This window comes from Pseudothermotoga elfii DSM 9442 = NBRC 107921 (assembly GCF_000504085.1).
Lineage (GTDB): Bacteria > Thermotogota > Thermotogae > Thermotogales > DSM-5069 > Pseudothermotoga_B > Pseudothermotoga_B elfii.
On sequence record NC_022792.1, the window covers coordinates 1,424,914 to 1,440,312 of the forward strand.

At 38.0% G+C, this 15,399-nt stretch carries 17 protein-coding genes; 5 read left to right on the forward strand and 12 right to left on the reverse strand.

The window, feature by feature from the left end; all coding sequences use genetic code 11:
* Positions 1-60: 60 nt before the first annotated feature.
* From TEL01S_RS06895 to TEL01S_RS06905, 3 genes are read left to right on the forward strand one after another with little or no spacing between them, the layout of a single operon-like run.
* The gene (locus TEL01S_RS06895) at positions 61-975 is read left to right on the forward strand and encodes an ABC transporter substrate-binding protein (protein WP_012003384.1); all 915 of its coding nucleotides are present in this window, start codon (positions 61-63) and stop codon (positions 973-975) included.
* A complete protein-coding gene (locus TEL01S_RS06900) occupies positions 953-1,705 on the forward strand; it encodes an ABC transporter permease (RefSeq protein WP_028843927.1) in 753 nt (250 codons plus the stop codon). The genes TEL01S_RS06895 and TEL01S_RS06900 overlap by 23 nt, the downstream gene beginning before the upstream one ends.
* On the forward strand, positions 1,689-2,375 hold the full coding sequence (locus tag TEL01S_RS06905) for an ABC transporter ATP-binding protein (protein ID WP_028843926.1): 687 nt from the start codon (positions 1,689-1,691) through the stop codon (positions 2,373-2,375). Before TEL01S_RS06900 ends, TEL01S_RS06905 begins: the two co-directional genes overlap by 17 nt.
* Here TEL01S_RS06905 and TEL01S_RS06910 read toward each other — a convergent pair.
* The 4 genes from TEL01S_RS06910 to TEL01S_RS06925 form a co-directional block, all read right to left on the reverse strand.
* Positions 2,363-2,749, reverse strand: a complete 387-nt coding sequence (locus TEL01S_RS06910; RefSeq protein WP_028843925.1) for a GIY-YIG nuclease family protein — start codon at positions 2,747-2,749, stop codon at positions 2,363-2,365. The two genes, TEL01S_RS06905 and TEL01S_RS06910, sit on opposite strands and share 13 nt — an antisense overlap.
* Positions 2,746-3,231, reverse strand: coding sequence for a hypothetical protein (locus TEL01S_RS06915; RefSeq protein ID WP_012003388.1), 486 nt, complete (start codon positions 3,229-3,231; stop codon positions 2,746-2,748). Before TEL01S_RS06915 ends, TEL01S_RS06910 begins: the two co-directional genes overlap by 4 nt.
* 13 nt (positions 3,232-3,244) lie before the next feature.
* Positions 3,245-3,850 carry a site-2 protease family protein gene (locus TEL01S_RS06920; RefSeq protein ID WP_028843924.1) on the reverse strand — a complete coding sequence of 202 codons (606 nt, stop codon included), beginning with the start codon at positions 3,848-3,850 and terminating at the stop codon, positions 3,245-3,247.
* 88 nt (positions 3,851-3,938) lie between these two features.
* On the reverse strand, positions 3,939-4,166 hold the full coding sequence (locus tag TEL01S_RS06925; protein ID WP_028843923.1) for a DUF438 domain-containing protein: 228 nt from the start codon (positions 4,164-4,166) through the stop codon (positions 3,939-3,941).
* Between the two features lie 63 nt (positions 4,167-4,229).
* Between TEL01S_RS06925 and TEL01S_RS06930 the strand changes: the two genes are divergently transcribed.
* A complete protein-coding gene (locus TEL01S_RS06930; protein WP_051366209.1) occupies positions 4,230-4,931 on the forward strand; it encodes a Crp/Fnr family transcriptional regulator in 702 nt (233 codons plus the stop codon).
* The gene (locus tag TEL01S_RS06935; RefSeq protein ID WP_028843922.1) at positions 4,918-5,913 is read left to right on the forward strand and encodes a dienelactone hydrolase family protein; all 996 of its coding nucleotides are present in this window, start codon (positions 4,918-4,920) and stop codon (positions 5,911-5,913) included. Before TEL01S_RS06930 ends, TEL01S_RS06935 begins: the two co-directional genes overlap by 14 nt.
* Here TEL01S_RS06935 and TEL01S_RS06940 read toward each other — a convergent pair whose 3' ends face one another.
* The 8 genes from TEL01S_RS06940 to TEL01S_RS06975 are packed head-to-tail and all read right to left on the reverse strand — an operon-like array spanning position 5,914 to position 14,650.
* Complete coding sequence (locus tag TEL01S_RS06940) at positions 5,914-6,402, reverse strand: hypothetical protein (RefSeq protein WP_041428435.1); 489 nt, start codon at positions 6,400-6,402, stop codon at positions 5,914-5,916.
* A 7-nt stretch (positions 6,403-6,409) separates the two neighbouring features.
* Positions 6,410-7,429: an aspartate-semialdehyde dehydrogenase gene (gene asd / locus TEL01S_RS06945; protein ID WP_028843920.1), complete on the reverse strand. Its 1,020-nt coding sequence runs from the start codon at positions 7,427-7,429 to the stop codon at positions 6,410-6,412.
* Positions 7,430-7,443: 14 nt separating this feature from the next.
* A complete protein-coding gene (locus TEL01S_RS06950; RefSeq protein ID WP_038051585.1) occupies positions 7,444-8,382 on the reverse strand; it encodes a methylenetetrahydrofolate reductase in 939 nt (312 codons plus the stop codon).
* Entirely contained in the window at positions 8,369-9,118 is a 750-nt protein-coding gene (locus TEL01S_RS06955) for a UPF0280 family protein (protein ID WP_028843918.1), read from the reverse strand. The genes TEL01S_RS06950 and TEL01S_RS06955 overlap by 14 nt, the downstream gene beginning before the upstream one ends.
* Positions 9,111-10,433 carry a homocysteine biosynthesis protein gene (locus TEL01S_RS06960; RefSeq protein ID WP_028843917.1) on the reverse strand — a complete coding sequence of 441 codons (1,323 nt, stop codon included), beginning with the start codon at positions 10,431-10,433 and terminating at the stop codon, positions 9,111-9,113. Before TEL01S_RS06960 ends, TEL01S_RS06955 begins: the two co-directional genes overlap by 8 nt.
* Positions 10,420-11,772, reverse strand: coding sequence for an aspartate kinase (locus tag TEL01S_RS06965; protein ID WP_028843916.1), 1,353 nt, complete (start codon positions 11,770-11,772; stop codon positions 10,420-10,422). The genes TEL01S_RS06960 and TEL01S_RS06965 overlap by 14 nt, the downstream gene beginning before the upstream one ends.
* Positions 11,769-14,090: a homocysteine S-methyltransferase family protein gene (locus TEL01S_RS06970; RefSeq protein WP_028843915.1), complete on the reverse strand. Its 2,322-nt coding sequence runs from the start codon at positions 14,088-14,090 to the stop codon at positions 11,769-11,771. The genes TEL01S_RS06965 and TEL01S_RS06970 overlap by 4 nt, the downstream gene beginning before the upstream one ends.
* Positions 14,087-14,650, reverse strand: coding sequence for a methionine synthase (locus TEL01S_RS06975; RefSeq protein ID WP_028843914.1), 564 nt, complete (start codon positions 14,648-14,650; stop codon positions 14,087-14,089). The genes TEL01S_RS06970 and TEL01S_RS06975 overlap by 4 nt, the downstream gene beginning before the upstream one ends.
* Between the last annotated feature and the right edge of the window lie 749 nt (positions 14,651-15,399).

The following is a 15,399-nucleotide window of genomic DNA, read 5'->3' on the forward strand; positions in this document are numbered from 1 at the left end:
TGAATCTGCGGCGGGTTTTGCCCGCCGCTTTGTTTTATAATAAATACGGGAGGCGATAATATGAAAAAAGTGTTTTTATTGGCGTTGCTGACATTGGTTTTCACAGCAAGTTTTTCTGTTACATTACTTGTACCATCCGGGCCTACTGTCATAAGCGTAGCCGCTCTCATTGAAAACAGAATAGCTACCGAAGATTCTATAAAAATAGATTTTTGGCGAACTCTTGACCAGGTTAATGCTCAAATAACGGCTAAAACAGCTGATATGGTGATTTTACCTGTTTCGATAGGGACATCACTTTATCTGAAAGGAGTAGACTTGAGATTAGCAGCTGTGACCCTCTGGAGCGGATTTTATATGGTTGCTAAGGATGTACAGATAAATTCCATAGAAGATCTTAATGGAAAAGAAATCTATACTCCACAAGGAAAAGGGCAAACAGGGGACGTTTTGACAAGGCTTTTGATTGAAAAACATGGTTTGCAGAATGTAAAGATCCAATATGCAGCGCAAAACGAAATAGTCGCATTAATGAGTGCAGGAAAAGTCAAAATATCGGTCCTTCCTGAACCATTTGTAACTCTGGCTATCCGAAATGCATCAGCTTCAATCGTATTTGATATGCAGGAAATATGGGCAGAAATCACTCAACTTCCACCCAGAGTCCCCATAACAGGTATTTTTGTGAGAGGAGATTTACTCAAAAACAGCGGCGAAATATTAAAGGTGCTTATGAATGTAAAAAAATCTATAGAATATGCCATGAATAATAAACAGGAGGTCATACAGCTTTCGTCAAAATATCTTGGAAATATCAACCCGCTGGTAATTGAAGAATCACTTGGAAGAACCATTTATGAATATAAAACAGCAAAAGAATCAAAGAAAGAGATTATAGAATATCTGAAAATTGTGAATCAGATAGAACCAGTTGCAATACCTGAGATACCTGATGATGAATTCTTCGCGTTTTAAGTGGCTTCTCATTGGATTCATTCTCTTGATTTTCATATGGCAGGCAGTTTCTTTTCTTTTTAAATCATCGCTGGTGTTTCCTGCACCAGCTGATGTTTTTGAAGAAATCATTGAACTCATAAAAAGCGGAAAGCTTTTTATACAATTACTTCAAACTTTCTACAAAGCTTTTCTGGGGCTGTTCCTCGCTTTGCTGATAGGTTTGATTACTGGTTTCTTTGTGGGAATTTTTCAGGCGCTGTTTGAACTGTTACGCCCTGTTTTAATGGTGCTCCGATCTGTTCCTGTTGTTTCTTGGCTCAGCACGGTAATATTGTTGTGGGGCATAGGATGGAAAGGTGTGGTTTTTATCGTATTCATGACACTCTTGCCAGTTGTAATTTTCAACGTGGCTGAAGGTGTGAGATCAGTGGACATCAAATTAATCGAAATGGCCAAAGTTTACAATGTCCCACGGCCAAAGATGTTTAAATATATATACGCCGGCTCCGTTCTGCCATTTCTGCTCTCCGCTATAAATATAAGCATAGGAACAATGTGGAAAGCTGCTATCGTTTCCGAATATCTCATAGGCGATAGCGGACTTGGACTTCAAATCTTCCAGGCAAAATTTTATGTGGATACACCGAAGGTTTTTGCCTATACTGTAAGTGCGATATTTTTCGGTCTGCTGCTGGAAATAATATTTTACAATATCTGGGAGCGATTCTTTGGTGAAAAAGCTGTTTGAGCTTAAAAGCGTTTCAAAAGATTTTGGAAAACTACGGGTTTTAAAAAATATAAACCTGACTTTTTACGAAGGAGAATCAATTGCGATAGTTGGAAAATCTGGTTGTGGAAAAACCACACTGCTAAGAATCATTGCTTCGCTTGATATGCCGTCATCCGGGGAAATTAAAAAATCCACAAACAAGATTGGTTACGTTTTCCAGGAAGACAGATTGATACCATGGTATACTGTGCTTGACAATTTACTTTTCGTCTGTAATGAGAAAAAAACAGCTTTGAGTGCCTTAAAATTAGTTGGCCTGGAATCTTTCCACAATTACAGACCAGCCAAATTAAGCGGCGGTATGAAGCAGAGGGTTAACTTTGCGCGTGCTATAAGCATAAAACCAGAACTGTTGCTCCTTGACGAGCCGTTTCAGAGCCTTGATTTACTCACAAAAACAAAGCTTATAGAAGATTTTTCTAATATTATCAAAAAACTTAATATCAGTACTGTACTTGTCACTCATGATGTAAGAGAAGCAGTAAGTATAGCTGAAAAGATATATGTTTTAGCAGGCCAACCAGCTACAATTGTGGATGAAATAAAGATAGAACAAAGTCAGAAAGGTATGTTCAATCCCGGCTTTATAGAAATTGAAAAAAAGATTTTGAAACTTCAATCATCTTGATTTAGAAATCCCTTGACTACATCAAAAAAACTGTCTATGTTTTCCACTCTGTATAAATTCGATTTTAATCTCAGATCAGTCGCTCCGAATCCTTGAACACCCTCAAAATACTTGCTCAAAGTTCTGGAAAGTTCCTCTTCTCGTTTTCCCGGATACATTACAACGGCTTTGATTTTCGCGAATTTCAGAAGATAATCTATATGCCAGTGCTTTTTCTTGTTTTTTCGTAAATGCCTGGAAACTCTTTGCCAAATACCATTCATAGCTGATCCGACATAGGCGTAGATATCTTCTCTGAGGAACCATTTGTTTTTACGAACAATTAGCTCAATTGACTGATCAACTTCAATAAGCAAAATATAGCTACCTTTCATTCTACCTCAACATGCTTTGTAGTTCCTCTCGAATCTATAGTAACCCGCATAAGTAAATCTTCAACTTCAACCTCCATAACGGCATTACTTTTCAAATCTGAATAGGCAAGTATTTTAAAAGATTTTGCAACAGGTTTTTCCATAGCGGTAAACATAACTCTCCCGTATCTCTTGAAATAAAAGGGATTAGCCGAATTAGCCTTGGAAATAATCCCGACAGACCCAAAGAGAAAAATTTTTTCAAATAAATCTTCAAAATCCCTGGCGGATAGTATATTCAAAAAACCTTCCTTAATGCTGCCAAAACAGATCAATTCACCATTCATAAAATCGGGGATCAACCCTTCAGCCCTTTCATAAAATATAATCCTTTCAAGTGCCTGCCTGCTCAGAACTGTCAATTTCCCGGTATATTTAACTATGTCAGATGTTTTGAGCTTCCTGATAACATTCAAAGATGCAGGGTATCTGATCACCAGCATTTTTATGCTCCTTTCAACTGGTCACAAGATTCGTCAACTTGTCTATAAAATCCACAAAAGGATTCATTACAAGTGGCATAATCCATAAAACAAGTAAGGCAAGCATAAACAGGACACCATAAACTTCGTATTTTAGATACCATTCTGTGTAATTTTCAGGAAGAAGCGCTCCGAGAACCTTTGAACCATCGAGTGGCGGTATAGGAAAAAGTGAAAACAATGAATAAGTAAGACTAAACTTTGCAGCTTTATAAAGTGTTTCAAAGACATATTTGTTCTCGACTGCAGCAGCGTTTGCAAGATAACCATATATTACAAAACACAACACACCAACTGCAGGACCGCTTAGAGAAACAAAAAGAAATGTTTTTTTCTTTCCTCTCAAATTCCAAGGCCTGATTGGCACTGGCCTGGACCAGCCAAAATCAAGAAAAATAAAAGTGACAGTACCTATAGGATCGAGGTGAACAAATGGATTCAAAGAAACACGACCAACTTTTTTTGGAGTTTGATCTCCAAACATTAATGCTAACCTGGCCTTTATATATTCTCTTGGTGTAATTGCCATAATAACAGCTATAAAGCCTGTTATAGAAAGCTCTACAAATCTTTTTATCATGTCTAAGAGAGACAATCTCGAACACCTCAAAGTGATTCTATCACAGAAATTAACTGTATAAGAACTTCTTTCATCAAAATCAATATTTTCAGCGTTTTTTGATTGAAAGCAATTTCATTAATTTTACATCACAGAGAAGCTCTACAACACCTTTTGGCAAATTCATTAAAATAAGATCTTTCTCTATTTGAAGAACATCGAGAGGCGTGAGCTCACGAAAAATCTTGTTGAGTTGATGCCTGATGAGAATCTCTTTTTTTGGATTTTGATATATTTTTAAAATGAGTTTTTCGACAATTTGTTTCTTATCCCTCAAGAAATCACCTCTTTAGGAAGAATATAAATATATATTCGTTTTTGCGGTAACATATGATACAGAATGAATCAATTAATTGAGGCTCTGGCAAAGACAAAATTGTTCAAAGGTTTGACTATAGGTGAAATTGAAGACCTTTTTAAGAGGTCCCGGCCAGTTTTGCAAAAATTCGCCAGGGATGAATACATAGCTCATGCAACAGAAACTTGCGATTATCTGATGCTTCTTCTTTCAGGAGAAGTGGTTACTTACATGGAAGATAAAGAAGGAAAGATATTACAACTTGAGACTATCAAATCTCCAGACGTTCTTGCTTCTGCTGTACTTTTTTCAACTGATGCCGTCCTTCCTGTAGACATAGTTGCAAAGACAGATTGCAGGATTTTGTTTATCAGAAAAGATAAAATACTCGATTATTGTCAGAGAAACGAGAAATTTTTGAAAAACCTTCTTTGCGATATGGGAGATAGACTACTCTTTCTGGCAAAAAAACTTCACGAATTAACTTTTGGAACTCTGCGAAGCAGAATCGCAAAATACATTGTTCAACACGCAAAAGAAGATGAATTTATTTTGCCTGTTAGCAAGGAAGAATTAGCCAGATTTTTTGCTGTTCCACGACCATCTGTCTCGAGAGTGTTTATGCAGTTTGAGAGAGAAGGTATTCTTATTCAAAATGGCAGGAAAATAAAAATACTTGACAGATCTTCGCTCGAAAAACTTTCGGAAAAACTTGGAGATGATTATTCTTATGGTGAGCTTTGAATACAGCAGAAAAATACCATCATTTTCGAGTGGATACATAATGAAAGGGAAAAATTTCAGGGCATCTGTTATGAAATTCCCCACGCTGTACGAAAAACCTTTTCCGGGCACCGAAACTGTCGAAGTTTACCAATTTGAACCGAAAGAAAAACCCGTCGGCTCTTTGATGCTCCTTCATGGCCTTGGAACCATAAATATACCCTTTTTGCTGTGGATGGCAATACATATTGCAAGTGCTGGAGTAACAACTTTTGTTCCGATACTTCCGGGGAATTTCACACGTACGGCAAACGGTTCCGTAAGTGGTAGAGATTATTTTTCGGCTGACATCGAGAAAATGACACGTTTCTGGGAACACGCTGTAGTAGATGCTCTCACTGTACTCGATCTTGCCAAAGAAAACAACTGGTGGCATAACAACAATTGTTTGGTTGGTTATTGCCTGGGGGGAATGATTTCAGTAATTTTAACCGCCCTGAGTGAGGATTTTGACAGGACAATTGTCATAACCTCAGGTGGAGATGTTGCCACACTTATGTGGAAGTCACCAACCTTAGCTTACTTTAGAAGAGATATAGCCCGTGGTCTGGGCAAAGAAAGTAGAATGGATGACAAAAAATCATTGATAGAAAACTTTAAAAAAGATATTGACAGGCTTTCATCTTTTTCGAGCATTCAGCAGATGCTCCAATCAGACATCCATCCTTTATTAAAAATCGACCCTGTCGCATACGCCAAGTACACTCAACCTCAAAAAATGGTTTTCATAGAAGCCCTTTTTGACCGTGCTCTTCCCAAAGAAACAAGGAAAATCTTATGGCAGGCGCTTGGAAAACCGAAAAAATACATTATCCCAACCGGTCATGTGACATGGCTACCTTTTCAATATTTTCTTGGAAGCCTTGTTCTCAAAGAAATGAACATAAAAGAATTGAAGAGAAAATTCAAACTTCTCGAAAAACCAAAAATAGAAGAAAAGTAATCATTTTTCCCTCACATACAGCAATTTGGGATTTAACATATACGGTATTCTATAAGATCCCCGAAGCTCTGAGGGAGTTGATGCAATCATATCAAATTCGAATTTTTCAATACATAAAGTCCAAACATCGTCTGAAGACCTTTTGAAATAAATAGGTGTTTGAGATCTGTATACTACATTCACTCCGTCGTGCGCAACACGTTTCAAATTGTAGAGTTTCTCTTCTCTGTCGTATTGAACCAAATAATTAACAACTTTCATCTTATCATCCACTATCTCTTCAAAAGCCAGCTTGTTTTCCATAACAGCTGCTGACGAAACCGATTTAGACCAGAAGTCGATCCTGAGAAAGTCTACCGTCATGAAAAAATCTATGTCGTTTTCAATCTCTTCGCATACAGCTTTTGCGTGGTTCATCGTGGAATCAATTATAATCATTGAACTGATGAGAAAAACTGTTGATACTAATACATACACAACAAATTTCATACTCAGATTATCCCCTGAAAATATTATAAATCTCTGCATTGAGAACTGCACACCCGGCAGCCCCTCTGATTGTATTATGAACAAGAGCAACGAGCCCAAACTGTTTGTTCGAATACTGTTTCAACCTGCCAACACTGACACTCATTCCACCACCAAGATCTCTGTGCAACTTCGGCTGCGGAGAATCAACTCCTGTCAAATAAAAAACAGGTTTTTCAGGTGCGGTTGGAAGATACATTCCTTTAAGTGGTTGAAAATCTTCAAAAGCTCTCACAATTTCACTTAAAGTGGCCTTTTCCTGAGTTTTGATAGTTACAGATAGCATATGACCGTCAACAACGGCTACCCTGTTGCACTGTGCGAAAATATCGAGATTCGCCGGGTATATTTTTCCATCTTTCAATCTGCCAAGTATTTTTTTTGATTCGGTCATGATTTTTTCTTCCTCATTTTTTATGAACGGCACAATATTGTCAATTATATCCATAGATGGTACACCGGGATATCCCGCGCCAGAAATAGCCTGCATTGTGACAACATTTGCCTCTTCTATACCGAATCTATCCATTATGGGTTTAAGAACCATTGTAAAACCTATCGTTGAGCAATTGGGGTTGGTAATTATTTTTCCTTTTCTCTTTTGAGTTTCGGTTATTTTCAAATGATCCAGATTAACTTCAGGGATAATTAGAGGTACATCCTCGTCCATTCTATGGCTCGCGGCATTTGAGAAAACAATGTATCCTGCGTTTGCAAATTCCTCCTCAATTTCGCCTGCAACATCTGAAGGCAAAGCAGAAAACACATAATCACAATCTATATCAGGTGTGCATTTTTTTAAAACCATATCTCCTGCTTTTTCGGCTACAGGAACATTCAAGCGCCATTGAACTGCTTCTCTGTACTTTTTTCCCACAGAATTATCAGAAGCTGCCAGAGCTGTTATCTCAAAAAATGGATGATTTGAAAGCAATTGAACAAATCTCTGTCCAACAAGCCCTGTTGCACCAAGAATAGCTACCTTCATACCATTCTCCTCCTTTATCTATTGAAAACAGCCTCGAGCAAGGCTTTTGTGGATTGCCCTCTTCCCATTGTAAAAACATGCACACCTGGAGCTCCGGAACTCAAAAGCTTCTCAACCAGTTTTGCCATATACTTTGTTCCAATCTGAAATTCTTCTCTATGTGTCTTTGCTTCTTGCATCTGCTTAACAAATGATTCTGGTATATTAACGAAAAATTTTCTTGGTATAGTGTAAATAGATTTCAAGCTTACAACGGGTTTTACCCCAGGAATAATAGGAACATTTATTGAAAGCTGCCGTGCACGCTCCACAAATTTTTTGTAAACATCAAAATCAAAAATCATTTGTGTGATTACATAATCGGCACCAGATTCGATCTTTTTCTTTAAATACCTCATATCTTCTTCTATATTTGGTGCTTCAAAATGCTTTTCAGGATAACCCGCAACACCTATGCAAAAATCTGTTGGTTTCGCATTTTCACATGGATAAAGATATTCTCCCATATTCATATTTGAAATCTGTTTCACCAAATCTGAGGCATGCGAGTAGCTATCTTTTTCCTCTATCGTCTGATTCTCGTACTCGCCTCTAATGACAAATAAATTCCGAACGCCTATCAAGTGGAGGTCTATCAACATATCCTCTATCTGGTATTTGTTCATCCCAAAGCACAAAACATGTGGAACAACATCAATATTGTACCTGTTCATAAGTGCGGCGGTCATTCCCACGGTTCCCGGGCGTTTTACTTTGGGAACCTTTACAATCCCATCTTCGAGCTCCAAATATGTCATCTCTGGAGCATGTTTTGTAACATTGATAAATGATATTGGAAAGTTCATCAGTTCATCCAAAACAGCGTATATTTCTTCTATATTCTGTCCTCTGTTTGGCGGCAAGATTTCTATTGAGAGTATCTGACCTTTTTTCACACAATCAATCACTTTCATGAACACCATCCTCTTCACGCTCAATCAATCTAAGCTCGTGTTCTCCTATTAGACCGAATTTATCCCCATAAATAACCAGAACAGTCAATACATATTCATTTAGAGCCTTGTTCAGAAGATTGCCAATATCTTCTTCCTTTTTTACTCTGTTACAATACGATGTTGCAAAAGCATCGGCAACAGCTGCCGTTTCCGAAACAACTGTCACTGCATCAGCGTTGCCAAAACTTATTGAATGTCCAACAGTGCCCGAAGAGGTACATATCCCCCATCGCCCCGGTGGAATCTCAAGCCCAATTTTGCCAGACAGAACTGAATTTCCAGCATATACAGATACCACTACCGGCTCAATATTTTTTACAAATATATCTCCCCCGTTTTCGATTAAAACTTCTTTGCAGCCATATCTTTCTATCAACAAATCTCCAATTTCATCAGCAATCGCTCCTGCAATAGAAGCCATAGGACCCACCCCGGCAAGTTTTGATGCTGAAAGCATTCTTTTTATAACACCTGATTCACTACTTATATCTACTGGCTTGAAGGAAACTAAAAACTTTGGATACCTCGAAATACATTCTCTGATCTGAGAGTGTATCTCAATGAGTGATTGATAAACGCCGTTTTTCATACTTTCGTCATATACATCAACACCAATCCATAAATCGGACTCCCTGTAAACAACCGTGAAACTTTTGAATCTTTTTGAATGCCAGCTTCTATAAAATCTATTCATCTGGAGGTAATTTCACTCCCACCGGGCATGCATCAGAACACTGTAAACACATGGTACATTTCTCCCTGAGGAAAGTGAACTTTCCATCTACAAGCAAAAGTGCGTCGAAAGGGCATAAACTCACGCATGCACCACAGTCAACACATTCTGGTTTATCTTCTTTCTCAATCTTGGCAGAAACTTCCTTAAGGCTTTTAATGGATCTCTCTTCGTTGAACAATTGAACAGGACTGGTTATCAAAAAAGTGCCACTTTCAATCCATGTTTTCAATACAGCTGCTATTTCGCGGGCCATGCTCAAGCTTGATATGGATGATGTTTTCACTTTTTTTCCTCCAATTTCTATATAGCCACTTCTGAGCTGAGCATAATTAACACGCATGAGGGTTGGCCTGCCTTCTTTTCCATAATCTTTCACTTCTGTCTCTATTTGTTCGTTTCCGAGCGAAGCAAAAAAGGCTATTTCCTCATTCAAAATTGGAATTGGTACTCCTATCCCTACAAACAGAGTCACACCATAACCTTTGAAATATGCAGCCTTTATGTATCTATGATTCATTTTCTTGGCATCCCCAATTACAGAAATAGTTCTTGCTGCACTAATTGGTACTCCATATCTGTTAGTCTCAACATCATTTCTAAACTGAGTACCTGGCCATATTACATAGCCATCTGTACCGCATAAAAAGATTCTTGTTCCTAAACCTATTGTGTACATATTTGGATCTTTCAGCAGGGGACTTAATTCTCCTGATGTTGAGTAAGTCACATTCCCAAAATTTGGCAGCAACTTTCCCATATAGGTATATATAGTTAAATCAGAGCTGTTCGTCGCAGCAGCGTAATTTTGATAAGCATTTCTCGGATTAAAAAGGAAGAAATCATTTATAACCTCCTTGTTTATATAACCTTCAAACTGTTTTCTTGGATAACAATCTGTGCCTTTTCCAGAAGTTTTCAGTTGCAAATTTTTCCCTTTAATCAAGGCTTCTATTATATGGGCACCACCAAATGTTTTATCTTCCTGAGATTCCTGAGTAGCTCCTACATATCCATCTACCGCGGCCAGACCTCCGTAAACATCAACACCAGATAATTGGATTTTTTCCATGCGCATAGGTGGCATTGTGTGCCCGAAATTTATAAAAGCTCCACTTGAACACATCGGTGCGAAAGTCGCCGTGGTCACGACATCGACTTTTTTTGCCACTTCTTTTACGGATGATTCTCTGGCAAGCTGAACTACTTCTTCAGCTGTCATAACAACTGCTTCTCCACGCTTGATCTTCTCATTAATTTGCTCAACTGTTTTCACATCTCTCACCTCCAAAAAATTCCTTATGAATAGCCCTTAAAGCATTGTCTCTATCTCTGGTGTCTACCAGAAAATAGATAGTTACGTCTGAGGCACCCGCAGATATCATTTGTACATTTATGCATTGCTTGGAGACAGCAGAGAAAATCCTCGCAGCAACGCCATGCTTTTTTAGAATCCCGTCACCAACTGCTGCAATAAGAGAAATCTTTTCTTTATAGCATATATTTTCGACTTCGCTTATTTTCATCTTGGATGTTATTTTGCGGCATTTTTCTATATCCTGATGAGAGATGAGAACGTTTATGCTCGTCTGGGAAGTCACAACAGATTTTATGTTTATTCCTTCATTTCCAAAATTAGAGGCAATCTGTCCAAGAAGACCAGGAACACGCCCAACATTGGGCCCTTTGAATTGAATGATCGCTATATCATCAGTGAAAGATATACTTTTAATTATTTCATCTGTGACTGATCCGCTGGATGATATTACTGTGTCTGGATTTTCGATCGATCTGAAGGAATTTATATTGTAAATGTAAAGTGGGATGTTTTTTTTCTTAACAGGATCAACTGCAGAATGATGAAGTATTTTGGCACCAAAATAAGATAATTCTGCTGCCTCATCATAGGTAAGCCTGCTCACCGGCTGAACTCCATCAACACATTTTGGATCGCACGTCATGAATCCAGAAACATCTTTGTATAAATCAACCCTTTCTGCATCTATACAGTAAGCTATGGAAGTTGCTGAATAATCACTTCCCCCGCGGCCAAGAATCGTGATTTCTCCTTCATAAATGCCGTAAAAACCTGGAACTATATAATTCTTGTTGTCCTTAAAAAAATCTTTTAGATTTTTCTCACTGGTATATAAATCAATCGACGCGCTCTTAAATCTTCCATCTGTTAACAATCCAAATTGCTCTGGTAGGGCTTCTTCACATTGAAGCCCGTGATCATTAAAATAATGGCTCAGGAGCAGAGAAGAACACCTTTCTCCATGACTGACGACATGGTCATAAACAAAATCTGGTACTCGCCCAATTAATTTTGCTCCCATCAGCAGATCTCTTATCTGATAAACCCTTTCTTTTAAGTCGGAATATTCTCTATCCAGAAAATTTTGATAAATCGAATATAAATCAAAAAGAAATTCATCGATATCTATGTCTTTAATGACTTTCAACGCCCTGATTAAAGAATTTGTCACACCATTAACTGCAGAGACCACTAAAATAAAAGATCTGTCGTACATCCTGACAACCTCAAAAATTTTCGAAAGATCATCTTTATTTTTCAAACTTGAGCCACCAAATTTGAGCACAACTTTTTTCATCTTTCATTTTCCTTTCTGACTATTTTTTTACATATTTCCAGTGCCTTGAGGGCATCTTTTGCATACAATACACCAAATTGGTTCGCAAGTTGCTCATTCATTGAAGCACCACCAGCTATTACTACAACGCGCACGTTGTTCTTTTTGAGCAAATCAGAAACCTCTTTTACTTGTCCAACAGTGGTTGTCATCATAGCAGAAAGGCCAACTATATCAGGTTTTAAACGCTCGCACTCCGAGAGGATCTTTTGAGCTGGTACATCTTTCCCAACATCGTAAACTTCAAATCCACCGCTCTTTAAAACAGTCGCCACAATTCTTTTTCCAATATCGTGTATATCCCCCTGAACAGTAGCAAGCAATACCTTGCCAAGCTTTGCCTGAGCTTCGCCAAGAAGGTTGTTCAGATAATCAAAAGCTGGCTGAACTGTTTCAGAAGCCAGAATCAAATGAGGAAGGTAAATAATACCCTTGGAATAAAGAGTCCCTATCTGCTCCATTGCCCTGGCAAGCATATTTTGACTTATATAAAGAGGCTCTTTTTCTTTCAGCGAATCTTTCACAAAATTCATCAATTTTTCTTTTTGCCCGCTCACTATTAACTTCACCAGTTCATCTTCTATCACCTGCTCTGTTTTTGCAGGCTCTTTTCCTTTAAGTTGCAATGCGCCACGAAGGACATTCATTGTTGTTGCTTCCGCACTATTCAATATAGCCGCACTCAATCCTTTTTCGATACACAATGCGAGAAAAGCTGCATTGACACTCTCTCTGTTAGCAAGCCCAAAACTCAGGTTTGAAAGACCTATTGATGTTTTCAAACCAGCCCGGTTCATGAGTTCAATTGCTTTTAAAGTTGCATGATAATCATTTTTTGCGCCAGCAGGTAGCACCAGTGGATCAAAATAGACCCTCTCAAGATCAACATCATGATCTTTCAGAAATTCAGCAGTTTTCATAGCAATTTTAAATCTCTGCTGAGCTGTTTCAGGTACATGCTTTTCCATGGCAAGCACAATCAACATACCGCCATATTTTTTTAAAAGTCTTATTCGTTCTTCGAGATGATCTTCTCTTGCAAAAGCTGAGTTGATCAACCCTCTTCCAGCATATTCTCTCATTGCACTTTCGAGGAAGTGGAGATTCTGTATATCGAACGAAACAGGGAGTGAAGATCTTTTGTCAAGTTCTACAATTGCTCGTCTAAAATGATCGTGAGTTAACAGTTTTTCTATCCCAAAATTCAAGTCTATAGCATCGCAACCTTCCTGCTCCTGAAGTTGAGAGAGTTCAACAACTTGCGAAAAATCCATCTGCTGAATCTTGGCTTGCAGCTTTTTTTTTCCACTTGCGTTGATTCTCTCACCTATTACTAAAAATGTGTCAGTAGGTCTCAAGATAGTTCTTGAAGAAAGATATTGTTCTCTCTTAACTTGTCTTTTTCGGGGTTTTTGATTGCTTATATATTTGCACATAACCTTTATATGTTCAGGACCGGTACCGCAACAACCTCCTACGATATTTGCCCCAAGTTCAATAAAATCTGCCATATAAACGGCAAATTCTTTCGGAGTGGTTTTATAGCTGAGTCTGCCTTTCTTGAGAATGGGCTTTCCTGCATTCGGCTCAACACAAAGTGGTTTCATGGAAAGCTCCGATAGCTTAGTGAAAACAGGCAACATTTCATCTGGTTCAAGTGAACAGTTTATGCCAACCACATCAACATCGAGGTCATTCATGAGAGTTGCGAAAATCTCTACGGAGGTTCCACTGACTGTTTTTCCATCTGCTTCGAAAGTCATATGTGCTATCAGAGGTATTTCATGGGATAAATCACGAACTGCGATAATAGCAGCTTTAAGCTCTTTTAGATCTGACATCGTTTCTAATATTATTCCATCCACACCAGCTTCTATAAGTAAAGAAGCCTGCTCTTTAAAAACCTCGTAAGCCTCTTCAAAATCGAGATCTCCGAGGGGACTTATGAAATTTCCTGTAGAAGATATATCGCCGAAAACAAATTTTCCACCAGAAACAGATTTTGCAATCTTAACTGCGTTAATATTAATCCTTTCTAAATCCTTTTCCAAATTGTAAGCACGCAATTTGAGCCTGTTGGCGCTGAATGTATTTGTCAATATTATGTCCGAGCCTGCTTCTATATATTCTCTGTGAAGCTTTTGAACCTCTTCTGGATCCTCAATATTCAAAAGCTCAATTAACCCGTTTACTCCTCTTTTAAAAAACTCTGTCCCATATGCACCATCAAGAAACAAAACTCTCTCCTGGAGCAACTGAAAAAATTCATTTCTTCTCATACACTTAACCACCCTATCATGCAAGTTGTAGTCTTTCTTGGAATCATTACACCACTCTCAAGAACTTTCACCTGATCTGCCCTCAAAAGTCTTTCAACTATGTATTTATTCATACGCATATCAACATTGCCGTAACCAGGTGAAAATCTCATTGTGCCAGCTCCAAATTGCTCCCTGAATTTTCTGTCCACATTCTCATTGAGCTTTTCGAGAGATTCAGAAGCCCATGAATCTATTATTAGAGATTCAAAGGTTTTACCAGAATCTGAATAATATTCGATCAGCATATCTATCTTTTTTCCAAGAGTCGACAAAAAAATCGTAATCTTTCCCACATTTTCGAAGGTATCTGGGATGAGCTCTTTTGGAAGCTCTGATTTTTCGAAGAATGAATACCACACAACAGGATCTATCTGATCATATGCTTCCAGAAACAGTGAATTTATCTTCTTGATCAGCTGGTCTCTTGCCAACGTCGAGTATTTAGCACCCGCTCTGGCAAGAAATATTCTTTTGTCTGGCATACATTCTTCTTTCTCAGGCTTGTATGTATGTACCATATTCTCCCCCTTACAAAAAAGGGGCGTTCCCATTTGAGAACGCCCCTTCGATATTCTCCAAGCACACTTAAACGCCCGGAGAATCTTTCGGGGCGTCAGTGCGCATTATCATAGCATTTATTCTGAAAAAATTCTTAATGACTACAGATATCATTTCACACTTCCTCTCACACATTTTTTTGATATTATATCTTCATAAGTTTTACGCATTTATTTTAATAAGGTAAACATAAACTTTCAGTACATCAATTTTCCATTAATCAGGTAATGGCATGAAACTAAAAGTATTCAAAGAAACTACTCTGATAAATCCTGTTTGGTACTCAGAAAACTCAGGGGCAGGAGTGCTGTTAATTCATAGTTTTACAGAAAGCCCTCATGATAGCTTTATCTTTCAAAAATTCTAAAAGAGTTAACTGTGCCCGTTCCCAGGTTGTCTGGAACGGTGCAAATCATATAGATCTCCTGTATTCTTCATAGAAGGACTGCTGAGAAAATCTGTGGATTATATAAATCCAACAGTTATTTGCAAGAAAATCAGAGTGTTGTTGTAACAGAAACACCACAGGATTGAAACACGGTCGGGAGAGACTCGCAATCAAAAGAACAAATCTATTTAATCGAAAAAATTTGCCGACCAATTTAAATTGCTGGATGCTATGCAAAAATTCATTTATCAGCAACGAGATTGGAAAAGATGAGGCAAAAATCTTTTCAAAATAGTTTGCCAAAAATTTGTAAAGAGTTCT

Excerpts from the sequence above, each read along its gene's own strand:
- TEL01S_RS06940 (WP_041428435.1), bottom strand. The coding sequence starts at position 6,402 with ATGAAATTTGTTGTGTATGTATTAGTATCAACAGTTTTTCTCATCAGT.
- TEL01S_RS06930 (WP_051366209.1), top strand. The coding sequence starts at position 4,230 with ATGAATCAATTAATTGAGGCTCTGGCAAAGACAAAATTGTTCAAAGGT.
- TEL01S_RS06975 (WP_028843914.1), bottom strand. The coding sequence starts at position 14,650 with ATGGTACATACATACAAGCCTGAGAAAGAAGAATGTATGCCAGACAAA.
- TEL01S_RS06950 (WP_038051585.1), bottom strand. The coding sequence starts at position 8,382 with ATGAAAGTGATTGATTGTGTGAAAAAAGGTCAGATACTCTCAATAGAA.
- asd (WP_028843920.1), bottom strand. The coding sequence starts at position 7,429 with ATGAAGGTAGCTATTCTTGGTGCAACAGGGCTTGTTGGACAGAGATTT.
- TEL01S_RS06935 (WP_028843922.1), top strand. The coding sequence starts at position 4,918 with ATGGTGAGCTTTGAATACAGCAGAAAAATACCATCATTTTCGAGTGGA.
- TEL01S_RS06955 (WP_028843918.1), bottom strand. The coding sequence starts at position 9,118 with ATGAATAGATTTTATAGAAGCTGGCATTCAAAAAGATTCAAAAGTTTC.
- TEL01S_RS06970 (WP_028843915.1), bottom strand. The coding sequence starts at position 14,090 with ATGAGAAGAAATGAATTTTTTCAGTTGCTCCAGGAGAGAGTTTTGTTT.
- TEL01S_RS06915 (WP_012003388.1), bottom strand. The coding sequence starts at position 3,231 with ATGCTGGTGATCAGATACCCTGCATCTTTGAATGTTATCAGGAAGCTC.
- TEL01S_RS06910 (WP_028843925.1), bottom strand. The coding sequence starts at position 2,749 with ATGAAAGGTAGCTATATTTTGCTTATTGAAGTTGATCAGTCAATTGAG.
- TEL01S_RS06895 (WP_012003384.1), top strand. The coding sequence starts at position 61 with ATGAAAAAAGTGTTTTTATTGGCGTTGCTGACATTGGTTTTCACAGCA.
- TEL01S_RS06965 (WP_028843916.1), bottom strand. The coding sequence starts at position 11,772 with ATGAAAAAAGTTGTGCTCAAATTTGGTGGCTCAAGTTTGAAAAATAAA.
- TEL01S_RS06900 (WP_028843927.1), top strand. The coding sequence starts at position 953 with ATGATGAATTCTTCGCGTTTTAAGTGGCTTCTCATTGGATTCATTCTC.
- TEL01S_RS06920 (WP_028843924.1), bottom strand. The coding sequence starts at position 3,850 with ATGATAAAAAGATTTGTAGAGCTTTCTATAACAGGCTTTATAGCTGTT.